This is a genomic window from Paenibacillus yanchengensis, from assembly GCF_042684845.1.
Taxonomy (GTDB): domain Bacteria; phylum Bacillota; class Bacilli; order Paenibacillales; family Paenibacillaceae; genus Pristimantibacillus; species Pristimantibacillus yanchengensis.
The window spans coordinates 132,667-147,402 of the sequence record NZ_JBHUMH010000063.1; the positions used below are offsets into that span (position 1 = coordinate 132,667).

Sequence of the window (14,736 nt, forward strand, 5' to 3'; positions counted from 1 at the left end):
TTTGTTTAGTAGAATTATGTATGTTACAACGCAAAAAAAGCTCTCCCTTGAACGAATGCACCAAGTGCGGCATTCTGCTCAAAGAAAAGCTTTCATTTGTTTGTTCTATTAATGTTGTTTCACTTTCAAACGGTTCATCGCACGTTGAAGTGCTAGTTCTGCACGACGGAAATCAATTTCGTCACGACGAGCAACACCTAGCCGCTGTTCTGCACGCTGCTTCGCTGCTTCCGCTCGTTCGATATTAATATCTCGTTCTAGCTCTGCACTCTCTGCCAAAATAACTATTTTATTTTGACGCACTTCTATAAAACCGCCGTGAACAGCGATAATATCTAATTTTCCATCGCGTTTTATCGTAACGGGAGCTATGCGAAGTGGTGTAACAAATGGAATATGATTTGGCAAAATGCCAAGCTCACCTTCCAGCCCTGTTACAATGACCATATTCGCTTGTTCCTCGTATACTTTACGCTCAGGAGTTACGATTTCTACCAAGACGGTATTCATCTGCATTCCTCCTGCTCTACTCTATACAAGCGTTTTAGCTTTCTCAATGGCCTCTTCAATAGCGCCTACATAACGGAAAGATTCTTCTGGAAGATCATCGTGTTTACCTTCCAAAATTTCTTTGAAACTACGAACGGCTTCTTTAACTGGTACGTACTTCCCTTGAAGACCAGTAAAAGGTTCAGCAACGTGGAATGGCTGTGACAAGAAAAGTTGGATTTTACGAGCACGTGAAACCGTCAACTTATCTTCCTCACTAAGCTCGTCCATACCAAGAATCGCAATAATATCTTGTAGCTCTTTATAGCGCTGTAGAATACGTTTTACGCCTTGTGCTACGTTATAGTGTTCTTCCCCAACAACTTCTGGGCTCAAAATACGAGAAGAAGATGCTAGTGGATCAACCGCTGGGAATATACCCATCTCTGAGATTTTACGCTCAAGGTTAGTTGTTGCATCCAAGTGAGCAAATGTTGTCGCTGGAGCCGGATCTGTATAGTCATCGGCAGGAACGTAAATTGCTTGAATCGATGTAACGGAACCTTTTTTCGTCGATGTAATACGCTCTTGCAATTGACCCATCTCCGTAGCAAGTGTTGGTTGGTAACCAACGGCTGAAGGCATACGACCAAGAAGTGCGGACACCTCAGAACCTGCTTGCGTAAAACGGAAAATATTATCTATAAATAGTAGAACGTCTTTTCCTTCTTCATCACGGAAATATTCTGCCATTGTAAGACCAGTTAGTGCAACACGTTGACGAGCGCCTGGTGGTTCATTCATCTGTCCGAATACCATCGCCGTCTTGCTAAGTACGCCAGAATCTTTCATCTCATGATATAAATCGTTACCTTCACGTGTACGCTCACCAACACCGGCGAATACAGAGATACCGCCATGTTCTTGAGCAATGTTGTTGATTAGCTCTTGAATCGTAACCGTTTTACCTACCCCTGCTCCACCAAATAGTCCAATTTTACCACCTTTGGCGTATGGTGCTAGTAAATCGATAACTTTAATTCCAGTTTCCAAAATCTCGGATTGTGTAGACAACTCATCAAATGCTGGTGCGCTACGGTGAATAGGATGATTCACTTTAGACTTCACATCGCCAGCTTCGTCAATTGGTTCGCCTAATACGTTAAATACTCTTCCTAGTGTCGGTGCGCCGACAGGAATTGTAATTGCTGCGCCGGTGTCAATAACATCCATACCACGAACTAGTCCATCAGTTGTGCTCATTGCTACAGCACGAACCATATTGTCACCAAGGTGTAGCGCTACCTCGAGTGTTAGATTAATATCTACACTACCCGCTGTCGCCTTGTGCTGAATTTTGACTGCGTTCATAATTGCTGGCAGGCTGCCACGTTCGAACTCGATATCGACAACCGGACCCATGACGGATACAACGCGTCCTTTTTTCATTGTTTTCCCTCCTGGTTCCTTCTTATCTCACATTAGGATTGTGCATTAGCTCCCGCAACAATCTCTGAAATTTCTTGTGTAATCGCTGCTTGACGTGCACGGTTGTACGTCAATGTCAATTCATCAATCATTTTCTTCGCGTTTTTCGTTGCACTACCCATTGCCGTCATTCGAGCACCAAACTCACTCGCTTTTCCATCTAGCAAGGCACTATAGATAAGTGTTTCTGCATACTTAGGCAAAAGTACTTCCAACACGCCTTCAGCCGACGGCTCATACTCGTACTGAGCAACTGTTGTAGAATCCGAAAATTCATCCAGTGGCAGTAAACGCATTTCCGATGGAACTTGCGTAAGTGCATTAACAAATTTATTGTAAAATACATACAATTCATCATAATTGCCTTCGGCAAAGTTTTTCACCGCTTCAAAAGCGATTGCTTTTATATCTCCAAAAGTAGGTGAATCAGGCAGTCCTGTTATTTCTTCTACAATCGGCATATTACGTCGACGGAAATAGTCACGACCTTTACGGCCAATGACGAACAATGCATACTCATCTGCAGATGTATGACGCTCATTAATCGTCAGCATCACTTGTCGAAGAAGGTTTGAGTTATACCCGCCAGCTAGCCCGCGATCGGAAGTAATGACAAGATAGCCTGTTCGTTTAATCTCACGTTTCTCCAACATCGGATGAGTGACATCTGTCGTTCCAGCAGCAATACTGGCTACTACTTCCTTCAACTTCTCCGCATAAGGACGAGAAGCTTGCGCAGCTTCTTGCGATTTCCGCAACTTAGAAGCGGCAACCATCTCCATCGCTTTTGTAATCTGCATCGTACTTTGTTTACTTTTAATTTCACGCTTAATATCGCGCATATTTTTTGCCATATGATAACACCTGCCTTTATTGCTTCAGCTTTCGCCCAAGCCTGCTCAGTAGCCCGCGCTCTACTCACATACTGAATGGCTCTATCCAAACGCAGGCCACTACTTACTAATATCTATGTCTCTTAAACAAAGCTTCTTTTAAATTTATCAATAGCCGCTACTAGTGCTTTTTCGTTATCAGCTGTCATATCTTTTGTATCTCGAATAGACGCACCGATCTCTGGATGATTAGAATCTAGGAAACTCAAAAACTCTCTCTCGAATCGTAATACATCGCTAATTGCGACATCATCCAAGTGACCTTTTACCGCTGTAAAGATCGAAATAACTTGTTTCTCAACCGCCATTGGCTGGTTTACACCTTGCTTCAAGATTTCCATCGTACGCTCTCCACGATTCAATCGAGCTAACGTCGACTTATCAAGGTCAGAACCGAATTGTGAGAACGCTTGAAGCTCACGGAATGCTGCAAGATCAAGACGCAACGTACCGGCAACTTTTTTCATCGCTTTAATTTGTGCTGCACCACCAACACGGGATACGGAAATACCTACGTTAACAGCTGGACGTTGACCGGAGTTGAACAAGTCTGACTCCAAGAAAATCTGACCATCTGTAATAGAAATAACGTTAGTAGGAATATAGGCAGAAACGTCAGAAGACTGCGTTTCGATAAATGGCAATGCTGTCAGTGATCCGCCGCCATGCTCATCATTCAGCTTAGCTGCACGCTCTAGCAAACGGGAGTGCAAGTAAAATACGTCACCCGGATATGCCTCACGACCTGGAGGACGACGTAGCAACAAGGAAAGCTCCCGGTATGCTGCTGCCTGTTTGGTCAAGTCATCATAGATAACAAGAACGTGCTCACCTTTGTACATAAAGTATTCACCCATCGAGCAGCCTGCATATGGCGCAATGAACAACAATGGAGCTGGTTCAGAAGCACCTGCTGTAACGATAATTGTATAATCAAGTGCATCATTACGACGCAATGTTTCTACAACGTTAGCAACAGTTGATTGCTTTTGTCCTATTGCTACGTAAATACATTTAACACCTGTACCTTTTTGGTTAATGATCGCATCCAATGCAATCGCTGTTTTACCTGTTTGACGGTCACCGATAATAAGCTCACGTTGTCCACGACCAATTGGTACCATGGAGTCGATTGCTTTAATACCTGTTTGCATCGGCTCATGAACCGACTTACGAGCAATAACACCAGGAGCCGGAGACTCAACTGGGCGTGTATGCTTCGTATTAATTGGACCTCTACCATCTAGCGGTTGACCAAGTGGGTTAACTACTCGTCCAAGCAGCTCTTCCCCTACTGGCACTTCCATAATACGTCCAGTACGTTTTACTTGATCTCCTTCACGAATGTCTGTATACGGACCAAGAATAACAACACCAACGTTGCTTTCTTCCAAGTTAAGTGCCATACCTACGACACCGTTAGCGAATTCAAGCAATTCTCCTTGCATCGCATTTTCAAGCCCATGTACACGTGCAATACCGTCACCGACGTTAATAACAGTGCCGACTTCGACTACTTCAATTTCCGATTTATACTGTTCGATCTGTTGTTTAATCAGCGTGCTGATTTCATCAGGTCTGATACTCAATTCGTTCACCCCTAATCTTACTTGCGTTAAATTTTTAACGACTTTTCCAATCGTTTTAGCTTACCTGCCAAGCTACCGTCATATAGACTGTCGCCAATACGTACTTCAACTCCACCGAACAGCCCTGGTTCAACCACTTGCGTGGATACAATGCGTTTTCCCGTAAGCTTACTGAATCGCTCAGACAATGAAGCAATTTCTTCATCCGTCATCTGTTTTGCTGTACGAACTACCGCTCGTGCTTCACCAGCAACATCGCCAGCAATACGAACATAAGCGTCATACACCGCAGCAACTAAATGATGTCTTCTACGTGTAATAAGCAATTCTAGTACACTCAATAATGGGCTCGCCAATTTTTCCTGCAGAGCAGTACGCATTACAGTAATCTTCTGCGCACTATCAATGCCCGGGTAATCCAGAAAACGAATCACTTCCACATCATCATGAAACAATTGAACGATAGCAGCTAATTGCTCTTCTACTTGTGCAACCAACTGCTGCTCGTTTGCCAGTTCGAACAACGCTTTAGCGTAGCGCTTCGCTACTACAATGTCGCGGCTCATTTCGATTCGACTTCTTTCATATATTGTTTAACAAGTTGCTCTTGTGACTTTCCGTCGACTTGCTTTTCCAAAATTTTGGAAGCGATTTGTACAGACAAACCACCAACTTCGGAACGAATAGCAGCAACTGCTTTGCTTTTTTCAGCTTCAATATCTTTAATAGAATCTGTTTTAATACGTGTTGCTTCTGCTTGTGCAGATTTGATCATCTCATCAGATTGCTTAGAGCTGGTAACACGAGCTTGCTCAAGAATTCCGTAAGCTTCCTTACGAGCATTTTCCAATTCTTGTTTTTGATCTTCTACGTATTGCGCAGCTTGCTCGCGCGTTTCTCTCGCTTCATTCAGTTGACTTGCTATCAACTCACGGCGCTTTTCCATAATGCCGAACAGTTTACCGAAGGCGAACTTGTTCAAGAAATAATATAAGACTGCAAAGGCTAATAGTGTAATTACTATATCCAACCAATTTATTGACAACTTAAGCTCACTCCTTCCATCTCACATCATATCGCGTATCCTACATAACGAAGGCGAAGATGGCTACGCCCTCCTCGCCAAACCATTCGTTATATAATATTGACTAAGATCCACCAGCAAAAACGATCAAGAACGCGATAACAGTAGCTGCTAGAGGTACAACCTCAACGATACCAACACCGATAAACATTGTTGTTTGAAGTGGACCACGAGCCTCTGGCTGACGTGCAATGGACTCTACTGTTTTACTTACGATCATACCGTTACCAAAACCTGCGCCTAGTGCGCCCAAACCTACTGCAATTGCTGCTGCCAACATTTCCATTTTCTAATTTCCTCCTTGGAATACTTACGTATATTAGTAATTAATTAAATATAATACTCCTTAATTGCTAGCAATTCAAAAATTGCTCCAACCAGGTTTATTAATGCTCTTCATGTATCGTTGCTTGACCGATATAAACCATCGTCAATATCGTAAAGATAAACGCTTGAAGCGCTCCGATAAATATACTAAATCCTTGCCATGCTGCCAATACCGGAATACCGAACCATGATATTTTTAAAATAGTTGAGATAAGAACTTCTCCGGCGAATATATTGGCGAACAAACGAATCGCTAGTGCGATTGGCTTTGCCAAGTTCTCGATAATATTTAGTGGTAAGAAAAACCAGTACGGTTGAAGATAGTGTTGCAAATAATGTTTGCGATTTTCTTTTAGCCCTAAGAAATGGATAATTAAAAATACAACTAATGCTAATCCTATCGTTACGTTAATATCAGCTGTAGGAGACTTGAACCAAAGGAAATGCGCCTGATTGTCTACCGTTGCTAATTCCGAACCTTTTAATACGTAACCAAAAATTTCTACCGGTCCTGTATGTCCAGAAATAATTGCAAGTGGTAAACCCAAGATATTAGCTATGAAGATAAATAAAATCAACGTCATCCCAAGTCCCAGGTAATTCTTCACTTTATGTAGCGGCAATGCACTACCAATCAAATTGTGAACAAAATCAACGACCCATTCCATAAAGTTTTGCAGTTTGGAAGGGTTTTCCACAGATAGATTACGAGTTGCCAGCATACAGAGAACAAAAACAATTACTGAGGTAATAAGGAGCATTAAAATAGTCGATAAGTTTATATCCAACGAACCTATCTCAATAATCGGTGCATCATGCATAAATCTGTACTCACCCCTTTCCAAAGTTCGCTTATTTATTTTTCTTGACGAAAGCTTAACACAATGCTTACTGGAATCATAAGCAGTTGAACTACAAATATGCCTACAATTGCTGACCAGAGCGAAATTTGTTCAAATTTGAAAGCAAACAACGCAACAAGCAAAACGACACACATCCGTGTAGCAAAACCCATACTAAATTTCTTGCTAGTCTGAGCAACAACCAACTCGGTCAACTGAGTTACCTTCCGAGCTAAAAAACGAACATTCAGTAATCCCGCTGAACTACCAATAATAAAACCGAGCCAATGTTGCTTGTACTCCGGATATAACGCAAGTGCCATAAATGCCAGTGCCAACAAAATGATAGTGACTCTAAAAACGACATTCACGATGGAAGCGATATTAGCCATTATCTTCCCCCACGAATTTTATTATTAACAGTACAAGATTGATAATTGCTAGAATCAAACCAGCCACACACCCGACAGCAATCCAAAATCGCGGTGCAGCATAGTACCCAACCAACCACTTTGCAATCCAAAAACCAACCACAATGTAAGCAGTAACGATAACGCCTGCTCCGCTAATATATAGCGCAACAAGCCATGGCTTGTCTTGATTCAGCATTATCACCTCTTGGATTAACCTAGCAAACAAAAGTTTAAAACCCAACAATAATAATACGAAAAGCTTGAATCGTTTGTCAATTGTAATAATTCATAGCATGCTGTCATTATACAGCTTCTCGCTCTGTACTATATATCACAGCTATGACGAAAAACCGTACAGTATTACTGTATAGTTTCTCACTAGCTTTGCCTAGCAACAATTAAAGTAATTTATGAACGTTGTGTGAACGACTCTGGTTTGTCCGCGATTTTCCCAAAATGATGGAGTATCGCGTCCACTATTCTTTCGGATGCTTTGCCATCACCGTACGGATTGGCCGCTTGACTCATCCGGGCATATAGAGCCGCATCCGTTAATAAAGCTTTCGCTCTATTATAGACATGCTCCTCATCTGTTCCAATCAGCTCAAGTGTACCAGCTTCAATACCTTCCGGTCTTTCTGTCGTATCCCGCATCACTAATGTCGGTACTCCAAAGCTTGGCGCTTCTTCCTGTAACCCACCCGAATCGGTCATAATAAAATGAGCGTGCGGATAAAAATTATGAAATTCGAATACGTCCGGTGGATCAATTAAGCGAACACGCGGATGATCGCCTAATATTTCTTGTGCCGGTTCACGCACGGCTGGATTCATATGCACCGCATAGACTACGACAACATCTTCATGTTCATCAGCTATTCGACGAACTGCACGGAATATGTTGCGATGTTTTTCACCAAGTGATTCTCTCCGATGCGCTGTCATCAATATCATTCTTTTTCCTTGCGCCCATTCAATGACAGGATGCATAAATTGATCATCTACCGTGTACTGAAAAACATCAATCGCTGTATTACCTGTAATATATAAGTGTGCTTCATTTTTGTTTTCTTTGAGCAAGTTGCCCGCCGACCAGTTTGTTGGAGCAAAATGAACATCCGACAATACACCAGCAAGTTGACGGTTCATTTCTTCTGGATATGGAGATAATTTATTCCACGTCCGAAGACCTGCTTCCACATGTCCTACTTGAATTTTTTGTAAAAAAGCAGCATAGCTAGCTAGAAAGGTCGTTTGCGTATCGCCATGCACTAATACGATATCTGGCTTCGTTTGAGCCAATATCGGTTCCAGACCCTGTAGTACTCGCACCGTAGTATCTGTTAATGATTGCTGTTGTTGCATCACATCGAGATCAAAGTCAGGTGTAATCTCAAAAAAATCAAGTACTTGATCTAACATTTGCCGATGTTGAGCAGTTACACAGACGATCGGTTCAATCACATCATCTCGGCGCTGCAACTCCAATACGAGCGGAGCCATTTTAATCGCCTCCGGTCGCGTTCCAAATATCGTCATCACTTTCAGTTTAGACATACTTTTTAATCCTCCTATGTCTGATCAAAACTAATTCGTCCCATACATCCGGTCACCGGCATCGCCTAAACCAGGAATAATATAGCCGTTATCATCTAGCCTTTCATCAAGTGCCGCAATATAAATATCTACGTCAGGATGAGCTTCCTGTATCGCCGCTACTCCTTCGGGAGCTGCAATGAGGCACATCAACTTAATATGGTCACAACCACGATTTTTAAGTGATGTTATCGCAGCAATCGCTGAGCCGCCAGTAGCAAGCATAGGATCAATAACAATTAACATCCTGTTCGGTGCATCTGTTGGCAAATTGATATAATATTCCGTTGGCAAGAGCGTCTTCGGGTCACGTACCAATCCAATATGACCTACTTTTGCAGAAGGAATCAATTTCAACATGCCGTCAACCATCCCAAGACCGGCACGCAAAATAGGCACAAGGCCAAGCATACGACCTGATACAATTTTGGAGTTTGTTGTGGCCACAGGTGTTTCTACTTCAATCGTATCAAGCGGTACTTCTCTTGTTAACTCGTACGCCATCAATGTTGAAACCTCATCTACAAGTTCACGAAAATCTTTCGTATTCGTTTGTTTGTTGCGAATAAAGGTTAACTTGTGCTGAATAAGCGGATGGTCGCATATTACTAATCTGCCCATGGAGCATAATTCCTCCTAACAAAACTTATCATCAATTACACTATTTTTGATTACAATCCTATACATTATAGCACTGTATAATGCACGTTGCACCTTACAAATAATTAAAAAAAATACTTACAGACTTTCGTCTACAAGTATTTTTTAATGCACCAACCATCCAATGAATAATTGTACTAAAAACGTGGTATTTTTTTTAATAAAAATATTGTGACACTCATCACAAGCAAAACAATGTCATAATTGTACTTAGCGGCTTTTTACCAATAATTGAATCGCTTCCTCGACAACTTTGCTAGTATCTCCGCCAGCCGCTTGTTCATCTATTATACATTGTTGTAAATTTTCTGCGACAATTTGAGCAATTGCTCGATCTGAAGCATTGCGAACGGCAGATAGCTGACTGACAACTTCCTTACAAGACTTCTGCTCATCCATCAGTCGCAACACACCGCGAACCTGCCCTTCAATTCGCTTCAATCTTGCTTTAATTTCATTGGAATATTCGTAGCTCATCTCTCTAACCTGCCTTTCTTATCTATAGTACTGGCTAAACGATCTATAGTATCCCATCGAGTTTTATATATTATAACGTAAACCATTTATAGCAACAAGCACCACGCTTCAATGTTATGCTAGAAGTTATATGAATAAGTTCACATTTCCTTCCGACGCATCTCCCAAATACGCACCTACACCACCATACTCAATACCATCTAATAGCTCATCTTGTTGTAAACCTAACAAATCCATCGTCATCGTACAAGCTACTAACTTAACCCCTTGCTCTCGTGCCAATTCGATAAATTGAGGCAATGTAAGCACATTATGCTTCTTCATCACGTGTTTAATCATTTTTGGACCTGCTCCTGCAAAGTTCATCCGAGACAAACCTAACCGCTTCGCTCCACGTGGCATCATCCAACCGAACATTTTTTCCAAAAAGCCCTTTTTCACTGGTACAGCCTCTTCTTTACGAAGTGCATTTAACCCCCAGAAAGTAAAAAATATCGTTACATCGTGATCGTAAGCTGCTGCGCCGTTCGCAATAATAAAAGCAGCAATTGCTTTATCCATATCCCCACTAAACAACACAATAGTTGTTCCTTTGTTTTTTGTCACATCAGTACTCGTTTGCAATGAACTCATATTTATCTTCGCTCCTTTATTTTGTCATTACCTTTCGTTGTTTAACAACTATTTACCCATACCCCTAATAGTATGTAACTTAATATAAACTGTTTCACTAAAATTGTCAAAACAGATTTCTGTTTATTCCACCATCCTATTTACTCCAAATAAGAAAATAACAAAAAAAGCGCGCACACCAACATCGTTGATATACACGCTTTTCATTTTTTATCGATAAAACAATCGCTACTGTTAAGCATAGTGACAAGCCGCAAAATGCCCTTTGCGTACTTCTAGCAATTGTGGTTCTTCTTGTTTACACTTCTCTGTTGCAACAGGGCAACGAGTATGGAATTTGCAGCCTGACGGTGGGTTTACAGGGCTCGGCAAGTCGCCTTGCAATACAATGCGTTGACGTTCAGCCTCGACCTGTGGATCAGGAATCGGAATAGCTGACATCAATGCTTTCGTATAAGGATGAAGCGGATTACTATACAGCTCGCCACTTTCCGTAATCTCCACAATCTTACCAAGATACATAACCGCCACACGATCGCTAATATGTTTAACCATCGACAAATCGTGAGCGATAAACAAATAAGTTAATCCCATTTGCCTTTGCAACTGTTGCAGTAAATTGACGACTTGCGCTTGAATCGACACATCCAGTGCAGATATAGGCTCATCGGCTATTATAAAAGCAGGATCAACAGCAAGCGCTCGAGCAATACCGATACGTTGACGTTGTCCCCCTGAAAATTCATGAGGATAACGGGCAGCATGTTGTGATTGCAACCCTACTAGTTCCAACAGCTCAGCAATCCGTTTTTCACGTTCTGCTCGGCTGCTCACTAGATTGTGAATATCCAGTGCCTCACCGATAATGTTCGCCACAGTCATACGTGGGTTTAGCGAAGCGTAAGGATCTTGAAAAATCATTTGCGTTTGACGACGAAACGCCTTTAGTTCATTAGGTTTTAATTGATATATATTTTTACCGCCAATCGAAACGGTACCTTCAGTTGGTTCGTACAGACGCATTATCGTTCGTCCGGCTGTCGATTTGCCGCAACCCGATTCCCCCACCACACCAACCGTTTCCCCATGCTTAATCGAAAAGCTGATGGAATTAACCGCTTTTAATATTTGGTCGCCGCCCAAATTAAAAAACTTACTTAAATTGTTGACTTGTACAAATGGCTCTCCAGTGCTCATATCGATTTCTCTCCTTGCGCATAGGAATGTGTTAACCAGCATGCCGCAGCATGTTCGCTATCGCTATTAGCGCCTACTGCTACCAGTTCTGGATCGTTATCTAGACAAACACGCATCGCCTCATCACAACGAGCACAGAAACTACATCCTAGCGGTGGTTTTATTAGATCTGGCGGGCTCCCGAAAATCGGAATTAACGGCTCATCTTTCGGCTGATCCAAACGAGGCATCGAACGTAATAGCCCTCGAGTATAAGGGTGCTGTGGATTTCCGAAAATTTCCCACTTCGTGCCGGTTTCAACCACTTTACCTGCATACATAACAATAACACGGTCGCACACATCCGCTACAACACCGAGATCGTGCGTAATCAGAATAATAGACGTACCTAGTCGTACCTGCAAATCTTTTAACACACGCATAATTTGTGCTTGAATCGTAACATCGAGCGCCGTTGTCGGCTCATCAGCAATAAGCAAAGCTGGATTACAAGCAAGTGCGATGGCAATCATCGCCCGTTGTCGCATACCACCAGAAAATTGATGTGGATATTGTCCAAAGCGAGTTTCAGGATTAGGTATTCCTACTAGGTGTAATAATTCTATCGCTTTAACTTTTGCCTGCCTTGAAGATATCTTTTGATGCTTCACCAACACTTCTGTAATTTGTGTTCCTATAGTAAGTGTTGGGTTCAACGAAGTCATCGGATCTTGAAAGATCATTCCAATCTCTTGACCTCTAATAGCTTCCATTTGTTTTTCTTCTTTTGTTACTATTTCCTCACCTTTAAAACGAATCGACCCACTTATCGTAGCAGGCGGGCTTGGCAACAATTTCATAATCGACTGGGCTGTAACACTTTTACCGCAACCCGATTCCCCAACAATCGCTACTGCCTCACCTGGTTTAATCGAAAAATTAACACCGCGCACGGCTTGTACTTCTCCACCGCGAACTTTGAAATTTACGCGCAGGTCAGTTACTTCCAGCAAGTTAGTCTTATCGTTTAACTGCGCCGTCCCCGCCGCATTATTCTGCTTGTAATTCATCCACCCACCACCTTTCATTACTACTTTTTCAATTTTGGATCGAAAGCATCACGTAAACCATCACCAAATATATTGAAGCAAAGCATTGTTAAACTAATCAATACAGCCGGGAACAACATTCTCCACGGATATATTGTCATGGCTTTAAGTGCATCATTAATTAACGTTCCTAGGGAAGCTGTTGGTAGTTGAATACCCAGACCTAAAAAACTAAGAAATGCTTCAGCAAAAATGGCTTGTGGTACTGTCATTGTAATCGTAACGATAATTGGACCTAATGAATTGGGTATCAAATGTTTGAACATAATTCTAAATGGGCTTGCTCCAAGTGCACGTGCTGCTAAAACATACTCTTGATTTTTCAGTTGCATCACTTGTCCACGCACAATCCACGCCATACTTATCCATCCCGTAATAGATAGTGCTAAGACGATGGTAAACATACTTGGGTTCAAGACTACAATAAGCAAAATAACTACAAGCATATTGGGGATCGAATAGAGTATTTCGCAAATACGGTTCAAAATTTCATCCACTCTACCGCCATAATAGCCCATAATTCCACCAATAATAACGCCTAACACCAAGTCTACCAGCGCAGCATAAATCCCTACTTGCAAAGAAATACCCGCACCCATCCACGTACGTTCAAACATGTCTCTACCTAGAGAATCTGTCCCAAACCAATGTTCGCTAGATGGGGGATGATTTATTTTATCGAAATTTTGTGTTTGATAATCATGTGGTGTCAAATACTGTCCGATTATAGCAAACAAACCGATTAACAACAAAATAATAATACTAATCATAGCTAGTTTGTTTGCTTTCAGCCGCAGCCATGCATCACGTCCAGCCGAGATACTTTCTCGCATGACTGGTTTAATAGCCTTTTCTTCTGCATGTAACTTCTCAAAATCAGCTACGGTAAAAGATGCGGTATTAGCTAAATTACTGCTTGCAGTAGCACCAACAAGTCCTTCTTGTACTATTTCCTTTGATTTATTATTGTTGCCTTCTGCCATTAGCCTTTACCTCCTCTACCCGCAAGTTTCATCCGTGGATCTACTAGTCCATATGCTAAATCAGTTGCTAACCGAGCAAGCATTAAAATAACGGCATAAAATAACGTTAATCCCATTATTAATGTATAGTCTCGGTTTGTTATACTGCTGACAAAATCTTGTCCCAAACCGCCAATTCCAAAAATTTGCTCTATAATCACTGACCCTGTAATGATATTAGCTGCCATCGGTCCAACATAAGTAACTACTGGTAAAATTGCGTTTCGAAGCGCATGTTTCACCAAAATGACACGACCTTTTAATCCTTTTGCTTTCGCCGTTTTAATGTAGTCAGCCGATAACACTTCAAGCATACTTGAACGGGTTAAACGAGCGATAAAAGCTGCCGGTAAAAAAGATAGCGCTAATACGGGCAACACAAAATCCAGTGGTTCATTAAGTCCTGTTACATTAAATATTCGCCACTGTACTCCAAATAATTGTTGTAGTCCAGTTGCTACTACAAAGTTAGGGATAGACACACCCAGTACTGCAATAAACATCGTAAAACTATCCAAAAACTTGCGATGATTAAGTGCAGCGATGAAGCCAAGAATTAATCCTGCTGCAATTGCCAACATGATGGAGAATATTCCAAGTTGCATGGAGTAAAAAAATCCACGCTCTATGACATCTGTTACAGATGTATATTGGTGCTTCATCGACATACCCAAATCTAATTGGGCAATGTTACCCATATAATTCAAATATTGTTGCCATAAAGGTAGATCAAATCCATATTGTGCATTCAATTGCTCTAGTATAGCTGGCGGAATATTTTTTTCAGATTGAAAAGGACTACCTGGTGTTGCCCGCATCAGAAAAAAAGTAGCCGAAGCAAGTACGAACAAAGAAAGCAGCATATACATCAATTTTTTTCCAAAATAACGAAACATATTGGGCTGCTCCTTTCTAATGGTTATATAGTTATGGCTAGG

The 14,736-nt window shown here is 41.6% G+C and carries 18 protein-coding genes; all 18 read right to left on the minus strand.

What is annotated here, in order from left to right; all coding sequences use genetic code 11:
- Window positions 1-108: 108 nt before the first annotated feature.
- Complete coding sequence (locus ACFSTH_RS19530; RefSeq protein WP_377773801.1) at window positions 109-510, minus strand: F0F1 ATP synthase subunit epsilon; 402 nt, start codon at window positions 508-510, stop codon at window positions 109-111.
- 21 nt (window positions 511-531) lie between these two features.
- Complete coding sequence (atpD, locus tag ACFSTH_RS19535; protein ID WP_377773803.1) at window positions 532-1,938, minus strand: F0F1 ATP synthase subunit beta; 1,407 nt, start codon at window positions 1,936-1,938, stop codon at window positions 532-534.
- Between the two features lie 32 nt (window positions 1,939-1,970).
- Complete coding sequence (gene atpG / locus ACFSTH_RS19540) at window positions 1,971-2,831, minus strand: ATP synthase F1 subunit gamma (RefSeq protein ID WP_377773805.1); 861 nt, start codon at window positions 2,829-2,831, stop codon at window positions 1,971-1,973.
- Window positions 2,832-2,953: 122 nt separating this feature from the next.
- The gene (atpA, locus tag ACFSTH_RS19545) at window positions 2,954-4,459 is read right to left on the minus strand and encodes a F0F1 ATP synthase subunit alpha (protein WP_377773807.1); all 1,506 of its coding nucleotides are present in this window, start codon (window positions 4,457-4,459) and stop codon (window positions 2,954-2,956) included.
- 26 nt (window positions 4,460-4,485) lie between these two features.
- On the minus strand, window positions 4,486-5,025 hold the full coding sequence (locus ACFSTH_RS19550) for a F0F1 ATP synthase subunit delta (protein WP_377773809.1): 540 nt from the start codon (window positions 5,023-5,025) through the stop codon (window positions 4,486-4,488).
- Complete coding sequence (gene atpF / locus ACFSTH_RS19555; protein WP_377773811.1) at window positions 5,022-5,504, minus strand: F0F1 ATP synthase subunit B; 483 nt, start codon at window positions 5,502-5,504, stop codon at window positions 5,022-5,024. The genes ACFSTH_RS19550 and atpF overlap by 4 nt, the downstream gene beginning before the upstream one ends.
- 103 nt (window positions 5,505-5,607) lie before the next feature.
- Complete coding sequence (gene atpE, locus ACFSTH_RS19560; protein WP_377773813.1) at window positions 5,608-5,829, minus strand: F0F1 ATP synthase subunit C; 222 nt, start codon at window positions 5,827-5,829, stop codon at window positions 5,608-5,610.
- Window positions 5,830-5,929: 100 nt separating this feature from the next.
- Window positions 5,930-6,691, minus strand: a complete 762-nt coding sequence (gene atpB, locus ACFSTH_RS19565) for a F0F1 ATP synthase subunit A (protein WP_377773815.1) — start codon at window positions 6,689-6,691, stop codon at window positions 5,930-5,932.
- A gap of 35 nt (window positions 6,692-6,726) precedes the next feature.
- The gene (locus ACFSTH_RS19570; RefSeq protein ID WP_377773817.1) at window positions 6,727-7,104 is read right to left on the minus strand and encodes an ATP synthase subunit I; all 378 of its coding nucleotides are present in this window, start codon (window positions 7,102-7,104) and stop codon (window positions 6,727-6,729) included.
- A complete protein-coding gene (locus ACFSTH_RS19575) occupies window positions 7,097-7,321 on the minus strand; it encodes an ATPase F0F1 (protein ID WP_377773819.1) in 225 nt (74 codons plus the stop codon). Before ACFSTH_RS19575 ends, ACFSTH_RS19570 begins: the two co-directional genes overlap by 8 nt.
- Before the next feature lie 212 nt (window positions 7,322-7,533).
- Entirely contained in the window at window positions 7,534-8,682 is a 1,149-nt protein-coding gene (gene wecB, locus ACFSTH_RS19580) for a non-hydrolyzing UDP-N-acetylglucosamine 2-epimerase (protein ID WP_377773821.1), read from the minus strand.
- A gap of 30 nt (window positions 8,683-8,712) precedes the next feature.
- On the minus strand, window positions 8,713-9,342 hold the full coding sequence (gene upp, locus ACFSTH_RS19585; RefSeq protein ID WP_377773823.1) for a uracil phosphoribosyltransferase: 630 nt from the start codon (window positions 9,340-9,342) through the stop codon (window positions 8,713-8,715).
- 249 nt (window positions 9,343-9,591) lie between these two features.
- Entirely contained in the window at window positions 9,592-9,858 is a 267-nt protein-coding gene (locus ACFSTH_RS19590) for a metal-sensitive transcriptional regulator (RefSeq protein WP_377773825.1), read from the minus strand.
- Between the two features lie 126 nt (window positions 9,859-9,984).
- Complete coding sequence (locus ACFSTH_RS19595) at window positions 9,985-10,491, minus strand: DsrE/DsrF/DrsH-like family protein (RefSeq protein WP_377773827.1); 507 nt, start codon at window positions 10,489-10,491, stop codon at window positions 9,985-9,987.
- Between the two features lie 234 nt (window positions 10,492-10,725).
- A complete protein-coding gene (locus ACFSTH_RS19600; protein WP_377773829.1) occupies window positions 10,726-11,688 on the minus strand; it encodes an ABC transporter ATP-binding protein in 963 nt (320 codons plus the stop codon).
- Window positions 11,685-12,737: an ABC transporter ATP-binding protein gene (locus ACFSTH_RS19605; protein WP_377773831.1), complete on the minus strand. Its 1,053-nt coding sequence runs from the start codon at window positions 12,735-12,737 to the stop codon at window positions 11,685-11,687. The genes ACFSTH_RS19600 and ACFSTH_RS19605 overlap by 4 nt, the downstream gene beginning before the upstream one ends.
- 20 nt (window positions 12,738-12,757) lie before the next feature.
- The gene (locus ACFSTH_RS19610; RefSeq protein WP_377773833.1) at window positions 12,758-13,759 is read right to left on the minus strand and encodes an ABC transporter permease; all 1,002 of its coding nucleotides are present in this window, start codon (window positions 13,757-13,759) and stop codon (window positions 12,758-12,760) included.
- A complete protein-coding gene (locus tag ACFSTH_RS19615) occupies window positions 13,759-14,694 on the minus strand; it encodes an ABC transporter permease (RefSeq protein ID WP_377773835.1) in 936 nt (311 codons plus the stop codon). The genes ACFSTH_RS19610 and ACFSTH_RS19615 overlap by 1 nt, the downstream gene beginning before the upstream one ends.
- Window positions 14,695-14,736: the final 42 nt, after the last annotated feature.

What these genes read in the sequence shown, in the direction of transcription:
- wecB (WP_377773821.1), bottom strand. Translation starts at nt 8,682, where the DNA reads ATGTCTAAACTGAAAGTGATGACGATATTTGGAACGCGACCGGAGGCG.
- ACFSTH_RS19550 (WP_377773809.1), bottom strand. Translation starts at nt 5,025, where the DNA reads ATGAGCCGCGACATTGTAGTAGCGAAGCGCTACGCTAAAGCGTTGTTC.
- ACFSTH_RS19595 (WP_377773827.1), bottom strand. Translation starts at nt 10,491, where the DNA reads ATGAGTTCATTGCAAACGAGTACTGATGTGACAAAAAACAAAGGAACA.
- ACFSTH_RS19590 (WP_377773825.1), bottom strand. Translation starts at nt 9,858, where the DNA reads ATGAGCTACGAATATTCCAATGAAATTAAAGCAAGATTGAAGCGAATT.
- ACFSTH_RS19530 (WP_377773801.1), bottom strand. Translation starts at nt 510, where the DNA reads ATGAATACCGTCTTGGTAGAAATCGTAACTCCTGAGCGTAAAGTATAC.
- ACFSTH_RS19600 (WP_377773829.1), bottom strand. Translation starts at nt 11,688, where the DNA reads ATGAGCACTGGAGAGCCATTTGTACAAGTCAACAATTTAAGTAAGTTT.
- atpE (WP_377773813.1), bottom strand. Translation starts at nt 5,829, where the DNA reads ATGGAAATGTTGGCAGCAGCAATTGCAGTAGGTTTGGGCGCACTAGGC.
- ACFSTH_RS19615 (WP_377773835.1), bottom strand. Translation starts at nt 14,694, where the DNA reads ATGTTTCGTTATTTTGGAAAAAAATTGATGTATATGCTGCTTTCTTTG.
- ACFSTH_RS19610 (WP_377773833.1), bottom strand. Translation starts at nt 13,759, where the DNA reads ATGGCAGAAGGCAACAATAATAAATCAAAGGAAATAGTACAAGAAGGA.
- atpD (WP_377773803.1), bottom strand. Translation starts at nt 1,938, where the DNA reads ATGAAAAAAGGACGCGTTGTATCCGTCATGGGTCCGGTTGTCGATATC.
- atpG (WP_377773805.1), bottom strand. Translation starts at nt 2,831, where the DNA reads ATGGCAAAAAATATGCGCGATATTAAGCGTGAAATTAAAAGTAAACAA.
- atpB (WP_377773815.1), bottom strand. Translation starts at nt 6,691, where the DNA reads ATGCATGATGCACCGATTATTGAGATAGGTTCGTTGGATATAAACTTA.
- ACFSTH_RS19570 (WP_377773817.1), bottom strand. Translation starts at nt 7,104, where the DNA reads ATGGCTAATATCGCTTCCATCGTGAATGTCGTTTTTAGAGTCACTATC.
- ACFSTH_RS19575 (WP_377773819.1), bottom strand. Translation starts at nt 7,321, where the DNA reads ATGCTGAATCAAGACAAGCCATGGCTTGTTGCGCTATATATTAGCGGA.
- upp (WP_377773823.1), bottom strand. Translation starts at nt 9,342, where the DNA reads ATGGGCAGATTAGTAATATGCGACCATCCGCTTATTCAGCACAAGTTA.
- ACFSTH_RS19605 (WP_377773831.1), bottom strand. Translation starts at nt 12,737, where the DNA reads ATGAATTACAAGCAGAATAATGCGGCGGGGACGGCGCAGTTAAACGAT.